This is a genomic window from Pseudomonas boreofloridensis, assembly GCF_030580795.1.
GTDB lineage: Bacteria > Pseudomonadota > Gammaproteobacteria > Pseudomonadales > Pseudomonadaceae > Aquipseudomonas > Aquipseudomonas boreofloridensis.
The window spans coordinates 338,062-355,273 of the sequence record NZ_JAUQOQ010000002.1 but is presented as its reverse complement, the minus strand read 5'-3'; the positions used below and the strand labels follow the sequence as shown (position 1 = coordinate 355,273).

At 62.3% G+C, this 17,212-nt stretch carries 15 protein-coding genes; 8 read left to right on the top strand and 7 right to left on the bottom strand.

The features are described 5' to 3' along the window. Positions 1-57: 57 nt before the first annotated feature. Entirely contained in the window at positions 58-1,473 is a 1,416-nt protein-coding gene (locus Q6A47_RS03845) for an acetyl-CoA carboxylase biotin carboxylase subunit (RefSeq protein ID WP_039582399.1), read from the bottom strand. 190 nt (positions 1,474-1,663) lie between these two features. Here Q6A47_RS03845 and Q6A47_RS03840 point away from each other — a divergent pair, with 190 nt between their 5' ends. Continuing rightward, positions 1,664-2,626, top strand: coding sequence for a LysR family transcriptional regulator (locus Q6A47_RS03840; RefSeq protein WP_304483134.1), 963 nt, complete (start codon positions 1,664-1,666; stop codon positions 2,624-2,626). Here Q6A47_RS03840 and Q6A47_RS03835 read toward each other — a convergent pair. Both Q6A47_RS03835 and hexR read right to left on the bottom strand, forming a co-directional pair. Next, on the bottom strand, positions 2,568-2,786 hold the full coding sequence (locus Q6A47_RS03835; protein WP_029612230.1) for a PA3496 family putative envelope integrity protein: 219 nt from the start codon (positions 2,784-2,786) through the stop codon (positions 2,568-2,570). The genes Q6A47_RS03840 and Q6A47_RS03835 overlap by 59 nt on opposite strands. A 104-nt stretch (positions 2,787-2,890) precedes the next feature. After that, the gene (hexR, locus tag Q6A47_RS03830; protein ID WP_039582397.1) at positions 2,891-3,757 is read right to left on the bottom strand and encodes a transcriptional regulator HexR; all 867 of its coding nucleotides are present in this window, start codon (positions 3,755-3,757) and stop codon (positions 2,891-2,893) included. 105 nt (positions 3,758-3,862) lie between these two features. Between hexR and zwf the strand changes: the two genes are divergently transcribed. Further along, positions 3,863-5,305 carry a glucose-6-phosphate dehydrogenase gene (gene zwf, locus Q6A47_RS03825; protein ID WP_304483132.1) on the top strand — a complete coding sequence of 481 codons (1,443 nt, stop codon included), beginning with the start codon at positions 3,863-3,865 and terminating at the stop codon, positions 5,303-5,305. Positions 5,306-5,395: 90 nt separating this feature from the next. Beyond that, on the top strand, positions 5,396-5,692 hold the full coding sequence (locus tag Q6A47_RS03820; RefSeq protein WP_304483130.1) for a hypothetical protein: 297 nt from the start codon (positions 5,396-5,398) through the stop codon (positions 5,690-5,692). 36 nt (positions 5,693-5,728) lie between these two features. Here Q6A47_RS03820 and Q6A47_RS03815 read toward each other — a convergent pair whose 3' ends face one another. Then, on the bottom strand, positions 5,729-8,239 hold the full coding sequence (locus Q6A47_RS03815; protein WP_304483129.1) for a putative bifunctional diguanylate cyclase/phosphodiesterase: 2,511 nt from the start codon (positions 8,237-8,239) through the stop codon (positions 5,729-5,731). A gap of 204 nt (positions 8,240-8,443) precedes the next feature. Between Q6A47_RS03815 and uvrD the strand changes: the two genes are divergently transcribed. From uvrD to Q6A47_RS03800, 3 genes are all read left to right on the top strand, one after another. Then, complete coding sequence (gene uvrD, locus Q6A47_RS03810) at positions 8,444-10,627, top strand: DNA helicase II (RefSeq protein ID WP_304483128.1); 2,184 nt, start codon at positions 8,444-8,446, stop codon at positions 10,625-10,627. Positions 10,628-10,809: 182 nt separating this feature from the next. After that, entirely contained in the window at positions 10,810-11,658 is an 849-nt protein-coding gene (locus Q6A47_RS03805; RefSeq protein ID WP_039582388.1) for a Tim44 domain-containing protein, read from the top strand. Between the two features lie 113 nt (positions 11,659-11,771). Then, positions 11,772-12,179 (top strand): SMI1/KNR4 family protein, encoded by a 408-nt coding sequence (locus tag Q6A47_RS03800; RefSeq protein ID WP_039582386.1) that lies wholly within the window; start codon positions 11,772-11,774, stop codon positions 12,177-12,179. Between the two features lie 76 nt (positions 12,180-12,255). Here the strand turns inward: Q6A47_RS03800 and Q6A47_RS03795 are convergent, their stop codons facing one another. After that, on the bottom strand, positions 12,256-14,016 hold the full coding sequence (locus Q6A47_RS03795) for a cation:proton antiporter (RefSeq protein WP_304483127.1): 1,761 nt from the start codon (positions 14,014-14,016) through the stop codon (positions 12,256-12,258). Between the two features lie 340 nt (positions 14,017-14,356). Here Q6A47_RS03795 and Q6A47_RS03790 point away from each other — a divergent pair, with 340 nt between their 5' ends. Next, complete coding sequence (locus tag Q6A47_RS03790; RefSeq protein WP_304483125.1) at positions 14,357-14,836, top strand: acyl-CoA thioesterase; 480 nt, start codon at positions 14,357-14,359, stop codon at positions 14,834-14,836. A 1-nt stretch (position 14,837) separates the two neighbouring features. Here Q6A47_RS03790 and pdxY read toward each other — a convergent pair whose 3' ends face one another. Then, on the bottom strand, positions 14,838-15,710 hold the full coding sequence (pdxY, locus tag Q6A47_RS03785) for a pyridoxal kinase PdxY (protein ID WP_304483124.1): 873 nt from the start codon (positions 15,708-15,710) through the stop codon (positions 14,838-14,840). 120 nt (positions 15,711-15,830) lie between these two features. Here pdxY and Q6A47_RS03780 point away from each other — a divergent pair, with 120 nt between their 5' ends. Continuing rightward, positions 15,831-16,223: a DUF3301 domain-containing protein gene (locus tag Q6A47_RS03780; protein ID WP_029612218.1), complete on the top strand. Its 393-nt coding sequence runs from the start codon at positions 15,831-15,833 to the stop codon at positions 16,221-16,223. Here Q6A47_RS03780 and Q6A47_RS03775 read toward each other — a convergent pair whose 3' ends face one another. Then, the gene (locus Q6A47_RS03775; RefSeq protein ID WP_304483123.1) at positions 16,224-17,198 is read right to left on the bottom strand and encodes a CobW family GTP-binding protein; all 975 of its coding nucleotides are present in this window, start codon (positions 17,196-17,198) and stop codon (positions 16,224-16,226) included. Positions 17,199-17,212: the final 14 nt, after the last annotated feature.

Genomic DNA, 17,212 nt, shown 5'->3' with positions numbered 1-17,212 from the left:
CAAGAAAAGCCGATCCGCTTCTACTTGCAGCTTGCCGCTCGCAGCTTGCCACTGCATTCAGATGCCGGCGTGGGCAGCGATGGCGGCGGCGATGGCCAGAGCCAGTTCTTCGGGTTTGCGCTTGATCGAGTAGTTGGTCAGTTCCGGGTGGCTTTCGACGAAGCTGGTATTGAACTGGCCGCTACGGAATTCCGGGTTGCGCAAGATTTCCTGGTAGTACGCGGCGGTGGTCTTGACGCCCTGCACGCGCATGTCGTCCAAAGCCCGCAAACCGCGATCCATGGCCTCTTCCCAGGTCAGCGCCCAGACCACCAGCTTCAGGCACATCGAGTCGTAGAACGGCGGAATGGTGTAGCCGGTATAGATCGCCGTATCGGTACGCACGCCCGGGCCGCCGGGGGCGTAGTAACGGGTGATCTTGCCGAAGCTGGGCAGGAAGTTGTTCTTCGGGTCTTCGGCATTGATGCGAAACTGCAGCGCAAAGCCGCGGTGCACGATGTCTTCTTGCTTGACCGACAACGGCTCGCCCGAGGCAATGCGGATCTGCTCGCGGACAATGTCGATACCGGTGATTTCCTCGGTGATGGTGTGCTCTACCTGCACCCGCGTGTTCATCTCCATGAAGTACACCTCGCCCTCGGCGAGCAGAAACTCCACGGTGCCAGCGTTCTCGTAATTCACCGCCTTGGCGGCGCGCACCGCCAGGTCGCCGATGTAGGCGCGCTGCTCAGGGGTGAGCTGCGGGCTCGGGGCGATCTCGATGAGCTTCTGGTTGCGGCGCTGGATCGAGCAGTCACGTTCGAACAGGTGCACCACGTTGCCGAAGCTGTCGCCGAGGATCTGCGCCTCGATGTGCTTGGGATTGACGATGCACTTTTCCAGGAACACCTCGGCCGAGCCGAAGGCCTTGGTCGCCTCGGAAATCACCCGTGGGAAGTTCTGTTCCAGTTCCTCGCGGCTGTTGCAGCGGCGAATACCGCGTCCGCCGCCACCGGAAGTGGCCTTGAGCATCACCGGGTAACCGATGCGGTCGCCTTCGCGCAGGGCCTCGTGGATATCGGCCACGTTGCCTTCGGTGCCAGGCGTGACGGGCACCCCGGCCTGGATCATGGTGCGCCGTGCTTCGGTCTTGTCGCCCATGCGGCGGATGACCTCGGCGGCCGGACCGATGAACTTGATCCCACGCTCGGCGCAGATTTCCGCAAGTTCAGCATTTTCCGACAGGAAGCCGTAGCCCGGATGCAGGGCGTCGCAACCGGTTTCCACAGCCAGGTTCACCAGCTTGCGCGGGTTCAGGTAACCGGCCAGCGGCTCGGCACCGATGCTGTAGGCCTCGTCGGCGCGCTTGACGTGCAAGGCATGCCGGTCGGCATCGGAAAAGATCGCGACGGAGCGGATGCCCATCTCGGCGCAGGCACGCACGATGCGGACTGCGATTTCACCCCGGTTGGCGATCAGGATTTTTTTTATCACTGGAGTCTTCCCAAAGCCGTTCGAACAGACGATCCGGATACACCGGTCGGCGCGTGACCAGACGCTGCTGGCCAGTCGCACGTTCAAAGCTAGCGCCGCTGTTCGATAAACAAAAATCAATATTTGTTAGAGGCAGTATTAGCAAAAGCTTATAGTTCGGTAACAGGGTATTGCCGAGGTACCGGAAAAAATGCGTAAGTCATTGATGCGTATGACGTTGCGTCAACTGCAGATCTTCAATGAGGTGTGCGACCTGCGCTCCTACAGCCGCGCGGCCGAAGAAATGTCGCTCACGCAACCGGCCGTCAGCCTGCAAATCCGTCAGCTTGAGGAGCTGGTGGGTCAGCCGCTGTTCGAGTATGTGGGCAAGAAGTTGTACCTGACCGAAGCGGCCGAGGCACTGCAACGGGCCAGCCGGGACATCTTCGGCCGGCTGGAGAACTTCGACATGCAGCTGTCGGATATGCAGGGCTCACTGCAAGGGCAGTTGAAGCTGGCGATCGAATCCAGCGCCAAGCACTTCGTGCCTCATCTGTTCGCGGCGTTCAAGCGACGCCATCCTGAGGTCAACCTCACGCTGACGGTGGTCAATCGCGCCCAGGCGATTCGGCGGCTGTCGGACAACCGCGACGATCTGATCATCATGTCGATGGTGCCCCAGGACATGGGCCTGGAGTTCCTGCCCTTCCTCAACAACCCGATCATCGCCGTAGCGCCGCCGGATCATCCGCTGTCACAGCCCGAGCGCCTGCGCTTGCAAGATCTGGAATCTCACACGCTGCTGGTCCGCGAACAGGGTTCAGGCACGCGCAAAGCCTGCGAGGAATACTTCAAGGACAAGCGCGTGCACTTTACCCAGACCCTCGAAGTGGCGTCTGCCGAGGCTCAACGAGAGAGCGTGATCGCCGGTCTGGGCATCGCCCTGCTGACGCGACACGCGGTGAACATGGAGTTGGCCACCGGCCTGCTGCGCGAGCTGCCGGTGGAAGAACTGCCGCTGTTTCGCAGTTGGTGCGTGGTACAGGCCAAGGCCAAGCGACAGTCGCCGGTTGCCTTGGCCTTCCTGGCGTTCATTCGCAGCGAACGGGCGACGATCAGTGGGCTGGTGGAGCGATTTTCTGGGAAGCTGCCGGCACCACTTGCCACACCGTGATGTCTTGCAATTCGGGGTAATCGGCGATTTCACGAAGCAATTGACGCTGGTCGCAATAGCTTTCGATCGCACGGCGATATTCCATGCGACGCTGATCCTTTTCAGCCTGCTTGCGAGCCTTGGCGTTGGGTTGGTACGAACCGAAGTGATCGTTTGCCATTGCCTGTCTCCCAGATCGGATGCGGGAGCTTCAGGGTGGCGAGCGCGCTTTACCGATTGGTGACAGGCCGATGAATTTTGCGGGTCGCCGTCACGCAAGCGCACTCAGTCGTCGGTCGCCTTGATCGACTTGGGCGACAGCCGCAGGCTGCGCAAGCTGCGCTTGACGCTCTTGAGGTGATTCACCAGGCTCGGGCCACGCGCCATGGCCACGCCCATCGCCAGCACGTCGATCACCACCAGGTGGGCGATGCGTGACGTCAGCGGGGTGTAGATTTCGGTGTCTTCGTGCACATCGATGGCCAGGTTGACGGTCGAGAGTTCCGCCAATGGGGTTTGGCTGGGGCACAGGGTGATGAGGTTGGCGCCGCTTTCGCGCACCAGATTCGCGGTGATCAGCAGGTCCTTGGAGCGCCCCGACTGGGAGATGCACACCGCCACGTCGCCCGGCTTGAGCGTGACCGCGGACATGGCCTGCATGTGCGGGTCCGAATAGGCCGCCGCACTGAGCAACAAGCGGAAGAACTTGTGCTGAGCGTCGGCGGCCACTGCGCCTGAGGCACCGAAACCGTAGAACTCCACGCGCTGGGCTTGGGCCATGGCGCTGACCGCCTGCTGCAGGGCCTGCGGGTCGAGGTGCTCGCGCACCTCCATCAGCGTGTGCAGCGTAGTGTCGAAGATCTTCAGGCTGTAGTCGGCCACCGAGTCGTCTTCATGGATGGCGAACTGTCCGAAGCTGGCGCCCGCCGCCAGGCTCTGCGCCAGCTTGAGCTTGAGATCCTGGAACCCGGAGCAGCCGATGGCCCGGCAGAAACGCACGATGGTCGGCTCGCTGATACCGACGTTATGCGCCAGATCGGCCATTGAGCTGTGCATGACGGCAGCCGGATCGAGCAGCACATGGTCGGCCACTTTCAGTTCCGATTTGCGCAGCAGATGGCGCGATTGGGCGATGTGTTGCAACAGATTCACAGGCTTGACTCGGTTATGATCGGCTGGCCGGGGATGTAGCTATCTTGTAGTTATACTACATGACCGGCGGACCGCCCAGCTAAACGAACGTGGGAGCGTGGTGGCTTGAGTATTCCCTGCGACATCTTGGTTTTCGGCGGTACTGGCGATCTGGCCCTGCGCAAGCTGCTGCCGGCGCTCTATCAGTTGTATCGCCAAAACCGCCTGCACAATGCCGTACGTATCATCGCCCTGGCCCGCCAGCCACTGTCGCGTCGCGACTACCTCAAGCGCGTCGAGCGTCATGGCCGGGCGCAGATCGCCCCTGCCGACTTCGACGACGAACTGTGGCGACGCTTCTGCGCGCGCCTGGACTACTTCGCCATGGACGCCGCCCAAGGCGCCGACTTCGTCCGCCTGGCCCGCTATCTTGGCGAACCGGGTGGCCTCACGCGAATCTTCTACCTGGCCACCGCGCCCAGTCTGTTTGCCTCGATCGCCGGCCACCTGCGCCTGGCAGGCCTGGCCGACCCGGAAGCGCGCATCGTGCTGGAAAAGCCCATCGGCCATTCGCTGGCGTCGGCCCAAGCGATCAATCACGCCATCGGTGCTGTATTCGAGGAATCCCAGGTGTTTCGCATCGATCACTACCTGGGCAAGGAAACCGTGCAGAACCTCATGGCCCTGCGTTTCGCCAACGCGCTGCTGGAGCCGGTGTGGCGCAACGCGCAGGTCGATCATGTGCAGATCAGCGTGTGCGAAACCCTCGGCGTGGAGAATCGCGGTGCCTACTACGATCGCGCCGGCGCCACCCGCGACATGCTGCAGAACCACCTGTTGCAGTTGCTGTGCCTGGTGGCCATGGAGCCTCCGGCGCAGTTCGAGGCCGAGGCCGTGCGCGACGAGAAGGTGAAGATCCTGCGCGCCCTGCGTCCACTCGGCGACCAGGACGTGCAGGACCAGACCGTACGCGGGCAGTACAGCGCCGGTCGAATCGGCGGTCAGGAGGTGCCGGCCTATTACTTCGAAAAAGACGTGGACCACGACAGCGACACCGAAACCTTCGTCGCCGTCCAGGCGCACATCGAGAACTGGCGCTGGGCCGGGGTGCCGTTCTACCTGCGTACCGGCAAGCGCATGGCGCGGCGTTCATCGCAGATCGTCATTCAGTTCAAGCCGGTACCCCACGCGCTGTTCGCCGGTCAACAGGTCAACCAGTTGCTGATCCGGCTGCAACCCGAAGAGCGCATCAGCCTGCGCATGATGACCAAGCGCCCTGGCAAGGGCATGCACCTGGCCCCGGTCGACCTGGACCTGAACCTGGCCCAGGCGTTCGGCCACACCCGCCGCTGGGACGCCTATGAGCGCCTGCTGCTGGATATCCTGGAGGGCGATTCCACCCTGTTCATGCGCCGCGACGAGGTGGAAGCGGCCTGGGCCTGGATCGACCCGATCCTCAAGGGCTGGGAAGCGCACTTCCAGGCGCCCCGCCCTTACCCGGCCGGCAGCGATGGGCCGGAACAGGCCAACAGCCTGCTGGCGAACCAGGGAAGGCAGTGGCATGACTGAAATCTTTCGTCCTGCAATCGCGGTCTGCCAAGACGCATCGTTCGTTGAAGCGACGCATTCCGCGTAACGCCTATCGCAGGAAAAACCCTCATGACCGAATCGAAGCATTGGACTGCAACGCAAACCGACACATTGCTGCGCGTTGAAGCCACAGTCACCGTGGCCAACCCTGGGGTCACCCCGCTGCTGGTGCCATCGCGCATTCAGGACAGGTCATCCAACTTGAATCTGGATCTGGTCCTGGAGCAGGAGGACGGGATTCACCTCGCGGTGATGACTGACAAACCGGTGGTGTTCGAAAAAGACTTCGGCTACCCGGTACGCCTGGTCGTCGTCCTCCACGACGGTAAGGCAATCGAAACCTTGCGCGTGAACGCGCAGAACTGACGCGGCCGACCCATTGCGGGAACGACTCGCCGACGGTCATTGCTGCAGCAGTTTCTCGAAAGCCTCGGCCTCCAATGGACGACTGATCAGGTAACCCTGGACCTCGTCGCATCCCTGCTCACGCAGGAACGACAATTGCTCTGGGGTTTCCACGCCCTCGGCCACCACTTCGAGCCCCAGACTCTTGGCCATGCCGATGATCGCCCGGATGATCGCGGCATCCTGGTTGCCCTCATGCAGGCCACGGATGAATGCCTGGTCGATCTTCACGTAATCCACCGGGAAGCGCTTCAGGTAGCTCAGCGACGAATAGCCCGTGCCGAAGTCATCGATCGCCAGCTTCACCCCTAGCGCATGCAATTGTTCGAACGTGGCAATGATGTGCTCGACGTTGTCGAGCAACTGGCTTTCGGTGAGTTCCAGTTCCAGTAGATGCGGCGCCAACCCGGTCTCTTCCAGTACCTGACGGACCAGACTGACCACCTTGCCCTGGCGCAACTGGTACACCGACAGGTTCACCGAGACCCGGATGTCTCGGCCCTGGCGCAACCATTCGCACGCTTGCCAGCACGCCTGGCGCAGGACGAATTCGCCCATCGGCGCGATCAGCCCGGTTTCTTCCGCCAGCCCGATGAATTCGCTGGGCGGCACCATGCCCCACTGCGGATGCTGCCAACGTACCAGGGCTTCGGCCGCATTCAGACGGCCACTGCGCAGGCACATCTTGGGTTGGTAGAACACCCGCAATTGGTTCTCGACTAAGGCCTTGCGCAAGTGGTTCTCCAGTTGCAGGCGCTCCAGCGTGCTGGCGCGCAGGCTCTCGGTGTAGAACTGGAAACAGTCACCGCCCAAGTGCTTGGCGTGCTGCTTGGCCATGTCAGCCTGGTTGAGCAGCGTCTCAAGGTCGCAGGAAGGATCCGTCAGCAGGCTGATCCCCACCGAGGCACTGACCACCACTTCGTGGTCACCCAACTGCTGCGGGACACGCAGCTTGTCGAGCAGGCGCGTGGTGACCCGCACCAGGCTCGACAAATGGCTGTAACCATCGAACAGCACCACGAATTCGTCACCCGATATACGCGCCACCGTATCGGCCTCGGGTACTGCGTTGGCCAGACGTCGCGCCATCTGCCTGAGCAATTGGTCGGCCAGCGCCTGACCTAGGCTTTCATTGAGCAGCTTGAAGCGGTCCAGGTCCACGTGCAGCAAGGCCAAGGTGCGGCCGTTGAGCCGAACCCGCTGGCGTGCCTGATCCAGGCGCAGGCGGAACAGCATGCGGTTGGCCAGGCCAGTGAGTTCATCGTAATGAGCCAGATGACGCAAACGCTCCTCCGACTGACGGCGCGTCGACAGGTCGGTGCAGAACGCAACGATGCTGCTGAGCCTGCCGTTGCCGTCGTGCACCCCGTTGAGCTGCAACCACTGAGGGTACAACTCACCATTGCTGCGTGCCTCGACCAGTTCACCCTGCCAACGGCCTTGCTGTTGCAACGCTTCGCGGATCGACTCGCTGTGACGCTGCGCATCGCGGCTGCTCGGCAGTTGCAACAGGTTGCGCGACAGCAACTCTTCGCGAGCGTGGCCGGTGAGTGTGCAATAGGGCTGGTTCACCGCCAGCACCTGGAAGTGTGCGTCGAGGATGGCGATGCCTTCGCTGGCGGCCTCGAACACCGTGGCGGCCAGGCGTTGCTGCTCTTCATGCACAGCCAGGCGTTGCGCGCTGGCGCCCAGTGCCTGATGCGCGAGGTCCAGCTCACGGCCACGTTCGCTCACCCGCTGCTCCAGGCAGTGCTGGGCATGACGTAGCTGCGTTTCGACCTGACGGCGCTGCTTGACCTCCTCACTCAGCGCCAGGTTCAACCGCTCGCCCTGGCGCTGTGCCTGCTGCAGATGTTCGATCAACGCCTGGTTCTGGAAGCGTCGCAACAGACCGTTCTCGATCAGGCGATTGATCTGCCAAGCCACCACGAACAGCGCGCCCAAGAGAATCAGACCCAGCCAACCCCAGCCGCGCTGCGCGCCATCCTCGTAGATGAAGAGAAAGCCGATCGGCGGCAGCAGCCCCGGCAGCACGAAACTGAGAAAGGCGGGCAGACTCACCGCATAGGCGACGCTGGCCGACAGCGCCGCAGCGCCCAGCAAGCCGAACACCCAGGCCTGCTGGACGAAGCTGTCCACCGGCACCAAGGCGAGCGCGGCACAGGCCAGGGTCAGCCCACTGAAGGCAGACCCGCCGAGAAACAGTCGCCACCAACTCGGTTGCGCCTGCCGTGGCGCAGGCGCCGCCTCGAAGGCCGCCACCTGAATCACGCGCAGGCCCACCAACGCCAGGAGCCAGAGCGTCCACACGCACACCAGCAGGTAGCGGGCCGGACTCCATAGCAGCCAGGCACACAGCAGGCCGTTGAGCAACATGAGCAGAGTGGGTAGCAAGGAGCCTTGATACAGCAGGCGGGTGCGCTCGATGGAGAGCTCGGTTGCGAATTGCCTGCGAACGCGCTTCGTCGTGTCGGGTAATGCGTCGATCACCATGCAATTCTGGGTCATATGGCAGTGTTCTTGTAATGGTCAGCCGCTAACGGTCACGGAGAATACACAACACCGCCCGCTGGCCAAACTGCTGTACGTCATGTTTTCACAACAGCCCTGTCCTTTGTCCGCTGCCCCTTGCCGATGAACGGCCCGCCGCAATGCCCGAGATTTATCAGCAACGCGTTTGCCCCCGCCCCCGCGCGCCCCTAGAATGGCCGGATGCACACTGATGACCTCTCCCTTCTGCTCAATTCCCTCAACGATGCCCAGCGCCAGGCCGTAGCCGCTGCGCGTGGCCGTCAACTGGTGCTGGCTGGCGCCGGCTCCGGCAAGACCCGCGTGCTGGTGCACCGCATCGCCTGGCTGATCCAGGTCGAGCAGGCCTCGCCGCACTCCATCCTGTCGGTGACGTTCACCAACAAGGCGGCGGCCGAGATGCGCCATCGCATCGAGCAGTTGCTGGGCATCAACCCGGCCGGTATGTGGGTCGGCACCTTCCACGGCCTGGCGCACCGCCTGCTGCGTGCCCATTGGCAGGAAGCGCGGCTGACGCAGAACTTCCAGATTCTCGACAGCGACGATCAGCAGCGCCTGGTCAAACGCGTAATCCGCGAAATGGGTCTGGACGAGCAACGCTGGCCCGCTCGCCAGGCCCAGTGGTTCATCAACGGGCAAAAGGACGAAGGCCTGCGCCCGCAGCACATCCAGCCAGGCGGCGACCTGTTCCTGGCCACCATGCGTGGCATCTACGAAGCTTACGAACAGGCCTGCGAACGCGCCGGTGTCATCGATTTCTCCGAACTGCTGCTGCGCGCCCTGGACCTGTGGCGCGACCACCCTGGCCTGCTGGAGCACTATCAGCGCCGCTTCCGTCACGTGCTGGTGGATGAGTTTCAGGACACCAACGCCGTGCAGTACGCCTGGTTGCGCCTGTTGGCCGCAGGCGGCGACAGCCTGATGGCGGTGGGCGACGACGACCAGTCCATCTATGGCTGGCGCGGGGCCAAGATCGAGAACATCCATCAGTACACCGCCGACTTCCCCGATGCCGAGCTGATCCGCCTGGAGCAGAACTACCGCTCCACGGGCGGCATTCTCAAAGCAGCCAACGCCTTGATCGCCAATAACAGCGGGCGTCTGGGCAAGGAACTGTGGACCGACCTGGGCGAAGGCGAACCCATCACGCTGTATGCGGCCTACAACGAGCACGACGAAGCACGCTACGTGGTCGAGAGCATCGAGCGCGTGATCAAGGACGGCAACTCACGCAATGACATTGCCATCCTCTATCGCTCCAACGCCCAGTCGCGAGTGCTCGAAGAGGCCCTGCTGCGCGAGCGTATTCCCTACCGCATCTATGGCGGCCAGCGCTTCTTCGAACGCGCCGAGATCAAGAACGCCATGGCCTACCTGCGCCTGCTCGAAGGGCGCGGCAACGACGCAGCCCTGGAGCGGGTCATCAACGTGCCGCCACGCGGTATCGGCGAAAAAACCGTCGAGGCCATCCGCGAGCACGCTCGCCACAGCCAGTCGTCGATGTGGGATGCCATGTGCCAGTTGCTCGCCGCCAAAGCCCTCAAGGGTCGCGCGGCAAGCGCGCTGGGTGGCTTCATCGAATTGATGGAGAACCTCGCGGCCAAGGTCAGCGAGATGCCGCTGCACACGATGACCCAGACCGTGATCGAGCAATCCGGGCTGATCGTCTATCACCAGGAAGAGAAAGGCGAGAAGGGCCAGGCGCGGGTGGAAAACCTTGAGGAACTGGTCAGCGCCGCGCGCAACTTCGAGACCAGCGAAGACGACGGCGACCTGTCGCCGCTGTCCGCCTTCCTCGGCCACGCTTCGCTCGAAGCAGGCGATGCCCAGGCCGATGAGCACGAAGACAGCGTGCAATTGATGACCCTGCACAGTGCCAAAGGCCTTGAGTTCCCCTATGTGTTCCTGGTCGGCCTGGAAGAAGGGCTGTTCCCGCACAAGATGAGCCTGGAAGAGCCGGGACGTCTGGAAGAAGAGCGCAGGCTGGCGTATGTCGGTATCACGCGGGCCATGCGCCAGTTGATCATGTCCTACGCCGAAACGCGCCGTCTGTATGGCAGTGAGACGTACAACAAGGTGTCACGCTTCGTTCGGGAAATTCCGGCCGGGCTGGTTCAGGAGGTGCGCCTGTCCAACTCGGTCAGTCGCCCCTTCGGCGGCGCTCAGACCCAGGCCAGCAGCCTGTTCGCCAATGCCACAATCCCGCAGACCGCCTTCAGCCTCGGGCAGCGGGTTCAGCACTCGGTATTCGGCGAGGGCGTGATCCTCAACTTCGAAGGTTCCGGCGCCCAGGCGCGGGTGCAGGTGAATTTCGACGAAGGCAGCAAATGGTTGATGCTGGGGTACGCCAAGCTGGAAGCGATCTGAGGGCAAAGGGATCTCAGCGAGATTCCTTTTTCAGATAACCTTTCCAGACTCTACCTACAGACTCTTCCAAACATCGCCCTGCCCGCCAGGCAAAAGCTCGAAACATTCTTACGCTGGCCTTGTCTGTCAGATCATGTGCACCATGACGCGCGTGCAATCCACAAAACGGGAAATCCCATCTTATGCAACGTTTTCTTAGCATCGCACTGGCGCTCTGCGTCGGCCTGACGCTGAGCCTCGACGCCAATGCCAAGCGCTTCGGCGGTGGCAAGAGCTCGGGCGCAGCGCCCATGCACCAGACCCGCCAGGCCTCCCCCACTACGCCTGCCGCCACGCCAACCGCTCCGGGCCGCGCCCCGGCCGCTGCCAGCGGTGCTTCGCGCTGGCTGGGTCCATTGGCCGGTATCGCTGCCGGTGGTCTGCTGGCCTCCATGTTCATGGGCGATGGCTTCCAAGGCATGCAGATCTTCGACTTCCTGATCATGGGCCTGATCGCCTTCCTGGTCTTCCGCTTCATCGCCGCACGTCGCCGTCAGCAGCAGCCACAGGCTGCGGGTCACGCGCCATACCAGCGTGAAGTACAGACTCAAGCGCAGCAGCCTGCCCAGTCGATCTTCGGCGGTTCGGCCGCACCGGTCGCCGCGCCGGTCATCAACGCCCCGGCCTGGTTCAACGAGCAGAACTTCCTGGCTGCCGCGCGCAACCACTTCCAGACCCTGCAGCAGCACTGGGACGCGAACGAGATGGACAAGATCGCCGAGTTCGTCACCCCGCAGATGCTTGAGTTCCTCAAGCGCGAGCGCGCCGAACAAGGTGATGGCTTCCAGTCCACCTACATCGACGACCTCGACGTGCAACTGGACGGCGTCGAAGACCGTGCCGAGAAGACCGTCGCGACCCTAACCTTCCGTGGCGTGTCGAAGAACTCTCGCTTCGATCAAGGCGAAGCCTTCAGCGAAAGCTGGCACATGGAGCGTGCACAGGGCGAGAACCAGCCCTGGATGCTGGCCGGTATCCGCCAGAACGGCTGATTCCGACCTGCAGCACAAAAACCCCGGACCTGTTCCGGGGTTTTTGCTTTTGCCATAGCGGACTACTAGGGTATAAACCGCAGCGTTGTCATCAAGGCCAGAGGAAGTGAAACGTGGAAGAAGTGATCGAACAACTCCGTGAAGCCAATGAGCCGGTACCGGTCCCCCTCGAGCTTCCCGATGAAGACCAACTGGTCGAGATCGAGGAAGAGCTGTTCATCAACATCCCCTTCGTCTTCAAAGAGTTCCTGCTCACGGTCAGTGACGTGGTCTACGGGTCTCTCGAACCGGTCACCGTCACCGACCCGCAATCGCACACCTACCTGCCCGACGTCGCCGCCAACGCCTGGGACGCCGGTGTACCGCGTGACCTGATTCCGTTGTGCCAGGACGGCGACAATTACTACTGCGTCGAAGAAGACGGCACCGTGGTGCTGTGGGACGGTGACGAAGAGATCGTTGGGGAAGACAGCTGGGAATCGGTGTGGCACTGGGCGCGGGACGTCTGGCTGGAAAGCTGAGCCTGCTGAGTGACCCGCGTCTGACACGGCGAAGGCCTTACCCTCGCCGCGTCGGAACAAGCGACACCGCGATCAATCAGTGCGAGTGGTCGCGGCTGTTCTCCAGGGTTTCCAACAATGCCACCTGCATGCGCGTATGCATGCGCACGAACCAGCGCCAGAGCAGCGCCACCACCACCGCAGCCACCACCGCGATGATCAGCAGCAGTTCGCTGGTCGGCAGAATGCTGGCCGACAAGGCCGACAGCAGCAGGAAGATGACCAGCAGTGACAGCAATGGAATCACCTCGGCGATGACCCGCCGCACTCGCTGGGTGTGGCGCCCGGCCATTTCCGGCTTGACGCCCATCTCCGCCAGCAACATCGACAGCGCCTTGAGCTTGCGGTAGGCCGCGATCAGGAAAGGCAGCGACAGCAGCAGCGCGGCGCCCCAGATCAGCGCTTTCTGTTGCCCCACATCGCCGATCCATTCGCTGAGCCACGCGCCGATGCGCATGGCGAAGTAACCGCCACTGAAGAAAATCGCGATCACCAGCGCCAGGTTCACCCCAACCTGCAACAGAATCCGCCGGATCATCGCCGCCAGCATGGCGCCCTCACCTTGCGGCTGAATGCTGCGCAGCCACTCGCCGTACAACGACAGCACCCTGGACAGGCGCTGCGGGACGACCTTGCCCAGGCGAATGGACAGCGGATCGGCCGCGCGGATCAGGTAAGGCGTCAGTAAGGTGGTGATGGCCGAGACCGCGACCGCCACCGGGTAGAGGAAGTCGCTGGTGACCTGCAATGTCATGCCCAGCGCCGCGATGATGAAGGAAAATTCGCCGATCTGTGACAGCCCCATGCCCACCCGCAACGAGGTACGCCCGTCGTTACCGGCGATGAAGGCGCCCATGCCGCACGAAAGCATCTTGCCGAGCACCACGGCCAGGGTAATCACCACGATCGGCCAGGCGTACTCGACCAGCACCTGCGGGTCGATCATCAGACCGATGGCGACGAAGAAGATGGCGCTGAACAGGTCACGGACCGGCTCGATGAGGCGCTCGATCTTCAGCAACTGTCGCGATTCGGCCATGATCGCGCCGATCAGGAAGGCGCCCAGCACCATGCTGTACTCGAGCTTGACCACCAGCAGGCAGAAGCCGAAACACAGGCCGAGTACGGTGATCAGCAACATCTCGTTGCTTTCGAACTTGGCCACGTAGGCCAATAGCCGTGGCACCAGCAGAATGCCGATGACCAGGGCGACGATCATGAACAGCGACAGCTTGCCGACGGTCGAGAACACCTCCCCGGAGCTCACCGAACCGCTGACTGCAATGCCCGACAGCAGTGCGATGATGCCGATGCCGAGGATGTCCTCGACGATGAGCACACCGAAGATCAGTTGCGCGAAGCGCTCGTTCTTCATCTTCAGGTCATTGAGCGCCTTGACGATGATGGTGGTCGAGGAAATCGCCAGGATGGCGCCGAGGAACAGCGAATCCATGGTGTTCCAGCCGAACCAGCGGCCGATTTCGAAGCCGATCCAGATCATCAGCACGATCTCGAGGAACGCGGCGATGAAGGCCGTGGCACCGACCTTGAACAGCTTGCGCAGGCTGAACTCCAGGCCCAGGCAGAACATCAGGAAGATCACCCCGAGCTCGGCCAGGGTCTTGATGGTGTCTTCGTCGTGGATAAGGCCGAACGGCGGGGTATGGGGGCCGATGATGAAGCCGGCAACGATGTAGCCCAGTACGACCGGCTGACGCAGCCGGTGGAAAAGAATGGTTACCACCCCTGCGACCAGCATGATCACGGCCAGATCCTGGATGAAGCTTATGGCATGCATGGCGTGGCACTCCTTTTATCAACGCACGGTTGTATCGACGCATGAGGCAGATCGCCGCTCGGCCACGCGACACCTGAGCGAACGGCAAGTACAGATTGTGTTGATCGGCGGTACGCCCATGTTGCATGGGCGTACTCAGGGTAACATTGCGTCCGTCGATCGAACGGCGATGCAATATGCAGAAACAGATCGGCCAGACCGCGCCCAGTAATGGCATGATCGGCGTGACGGCGGACCGCTCGCAGACGTCCGTAACCACGATAGGAAACTTCATCGAAGGGGTTTAGAAGTGTCTGGAGATACCCACCCCGTTTCAGCGCAACCACACCGTGAGCACTCTATGGAACCCGGCAACGCCCAGCTGAACATGACCGTCCTGATGACGCCGGACATGGCCAACTTCTCTGGCAACGTACATGGCGGCACACTGCTGAAATACCTGGACGAAGTGGCGTATGCCTGCGCCAGCCGTTATGCCGGCACCTATGTGGTGACCCTGTCGGTGGACCAGGTGATTTTTCGCGAACCGGTGCACGTCGGCGAGCTGGTGACCTTCCTCGCCTCGGTCAACTACACCGGCAACACCTCCATGGAGGTGGGCATCAAGGTGGTGACCGAGAACATCCGCGAGCGCTCGGTGCGTCACTCAAATAGCTGTTTCTTCACCATGGTGGCCGTGGACGACAATCGCCGTCCGGTGCAAGTCCCCGCACGCCAGCCGCAAAGCAGCGAAGAAAAGCGCCGGTTCCTGCAGGGTCAGCAGCGCCGGCAGATCCGCCAAGAGCTGGAGAAGCGCTATCAGGATTTGAAGACCGAGTGACCTACCGCTCGAGTGCCTGCGCCTCGAAGCGTACCCGTGGGTGCGCAATGCGGTCCTGAGCGCGCACCAGTTGCAGCTCGTAGCTGGCGCAGGCCTGGGTTTCCAGCAACACCTCGTGCACAGCCGCTGCGGTGAACTCGAACGCCTGTACCCAGGTGTCGCCGAGCAGCACGCGCGCCAGGAACAGCCCTGAGGTGAGATCGCCGACCCCAACCGGCTGACGCGGGAATGCCAGCAGTGGCCGACGCAGGTGCCAGCTCTGCTCACGCGTCACCAGCAGCATTTCGAAGGCATCGTCGGCACGCCCTGGGTAGGCCAGGTGCTTGACCAGCACCACTTGTGGCCCACGCGCCAGCAGGCTACGCGCCATGGCCACGCAGTCTTCCAGCGACTGCGCGCGGCGCCCGCAGAAACTGTCCAGCTCCAGTTGGTTCGGGCACAGGATGTCGGCTGCCGCCGCCGCTTGGTCGAGCAGGAAGTCGCTGACCTCCTGCGGCACGATACAGCCCTTTTCAGGGTGCCCCATGACCGGGTCGCACAGATACAGCGCGCGCGGATTCACCGCCTTGATCCGCTGCACCCCAGTAAGGATGGCCCGGCCCTGCTCGGCGCTCCCCAGGTAACCGGAGAGCACCGCATCGCAATTGCCCAGCTCACCGATGTTGCAAATGCCTTCCACCAACGCGGGAATTTGCGCAGGCGCGAGCACTTCTCCTGCCCACTGACCATACTGAGTGTGGTTGGAGAATTGCACGGTATTGAGCGGCCAGACATTCACGCCAATGCGCTGCATGGGGAACACCGCAGCGCTGTTTCCGGCATGTCCAAAAACTACATGGGACTGGATGGCGAGCAAGTGCGGCGTACGTTTCATGCAGGAGATTTCCGAAGCTGTGTGGATAAGTGAAGACCGAGCAGTATGAACCTGAAAGCCACCTGTACGACAGGCCAGCGACGCAGTTAAGCTGCGCCCACCTGTCTGGAGCCTATTGAAATGTTGACCCTGGAGAACCTGTTCGTCCTGATGCTGTTGGCGACGGCTGGCGCCTGGCTGTGGCATAACCACGGCTTGCGCGAGAAGGCACTCGAGCGGGTCAAGCAGCATTGCGCCAAGCTCGACTTGGAACTGCTCGACGACGCCGTGGCGCTCAAACGCATCGGCTTCGTGCGTGATGCCAAGGGCCGCAAGCGCCTGGCACGTATCTATGCCTTCGAATTCACGGTCACCGGAGAGCAACGGCATCCTGGTAGCGTGACCCAGTTCGGTGCCCATACGATGCAGATCGAACTGGCGCCTTATCCGTTCGAGATCAACACGGCGCCGCGCGGCGACAACGTCATCGAAATGCAGCAGTGGCGCCAGGAACACAACCGCTGGCGCAACTGATCACGCGCTCAGTTGGCAGCGCGCCATGGCAGCTTGCAGCGCCTCCAGGGCCTGCGGGTGGTCGAAGATCAGTTCGAGGCGGGAATCCTTGCGCCACTCGCTCGAACGCCAGTCCTGCAGTTCGCCGTTCAATCCATTGAACGAACGCCATCCTTGGCTGCTGTGGATAACCCCTTTGGCCCGCTTCCAAGGCCAACGCCGGAGCGCGTCGCTCAACAGCGCTTCATCCAAACGCTGAGTAGGGTGCCAACGCCAACCCACGCTCCAGCCGCCCTCGCCTTGCTGGGCAAGGCAAATGGGGCGTTCAGGATCTGTCCACAGGGCTGGCAACGCCGGCAGTGAACGTTCCACAGGCAAAGGGCTGGGCGCCGCGAGGCACGATGGATTCGCGAATGAAGCCGGAAGATCGCTGAGATCGAGCTTGCCCTGATCAGTCCAGATACCGCGCTGCTCGGCAAACCGAGAACTTATCAACAGGCGAGTGGCGCCATCCACAGATGCCGATTTATTGAAGATCAGAACGCCCGCCTTCAGCTGTGCTTGCAACTGGGCTTCTGCAAGCAACTCGCCGCGGGCCAGCGCCTGGGCATCCATCACCATGACCAACGGCTGAACATCCAGCACACCTGTCCAGGGAGCCTGAGTGAGTTGTTCCAGCAGTTGCAGTGGGTGGCCTAAGCCAGAGGGCTCGATGAATAGCCGGTCTGGCTTGGCACTGCGCAACAGGCGACTCAATCCGACCTGAAAGGGCACGCCATTGACGCAACACAGACATCCCCCCGCCACCTCACCGATGGCCACGCCCGTCTCGTCGCGGCTGAGCAGTGCGGCATCCAGACCAATCTGGCCAAACTCGTTGACCAGCACTGCCCAGCGCTCGTTCGCCGGACGCTGGCTCATCAGATGACGGATCAACGTGGTTTTGCCAGCGCCCAGCGGGCCGGCGATCACATGGGTCGGGATATGCTGCAACATGGCGCGGTGTCGAA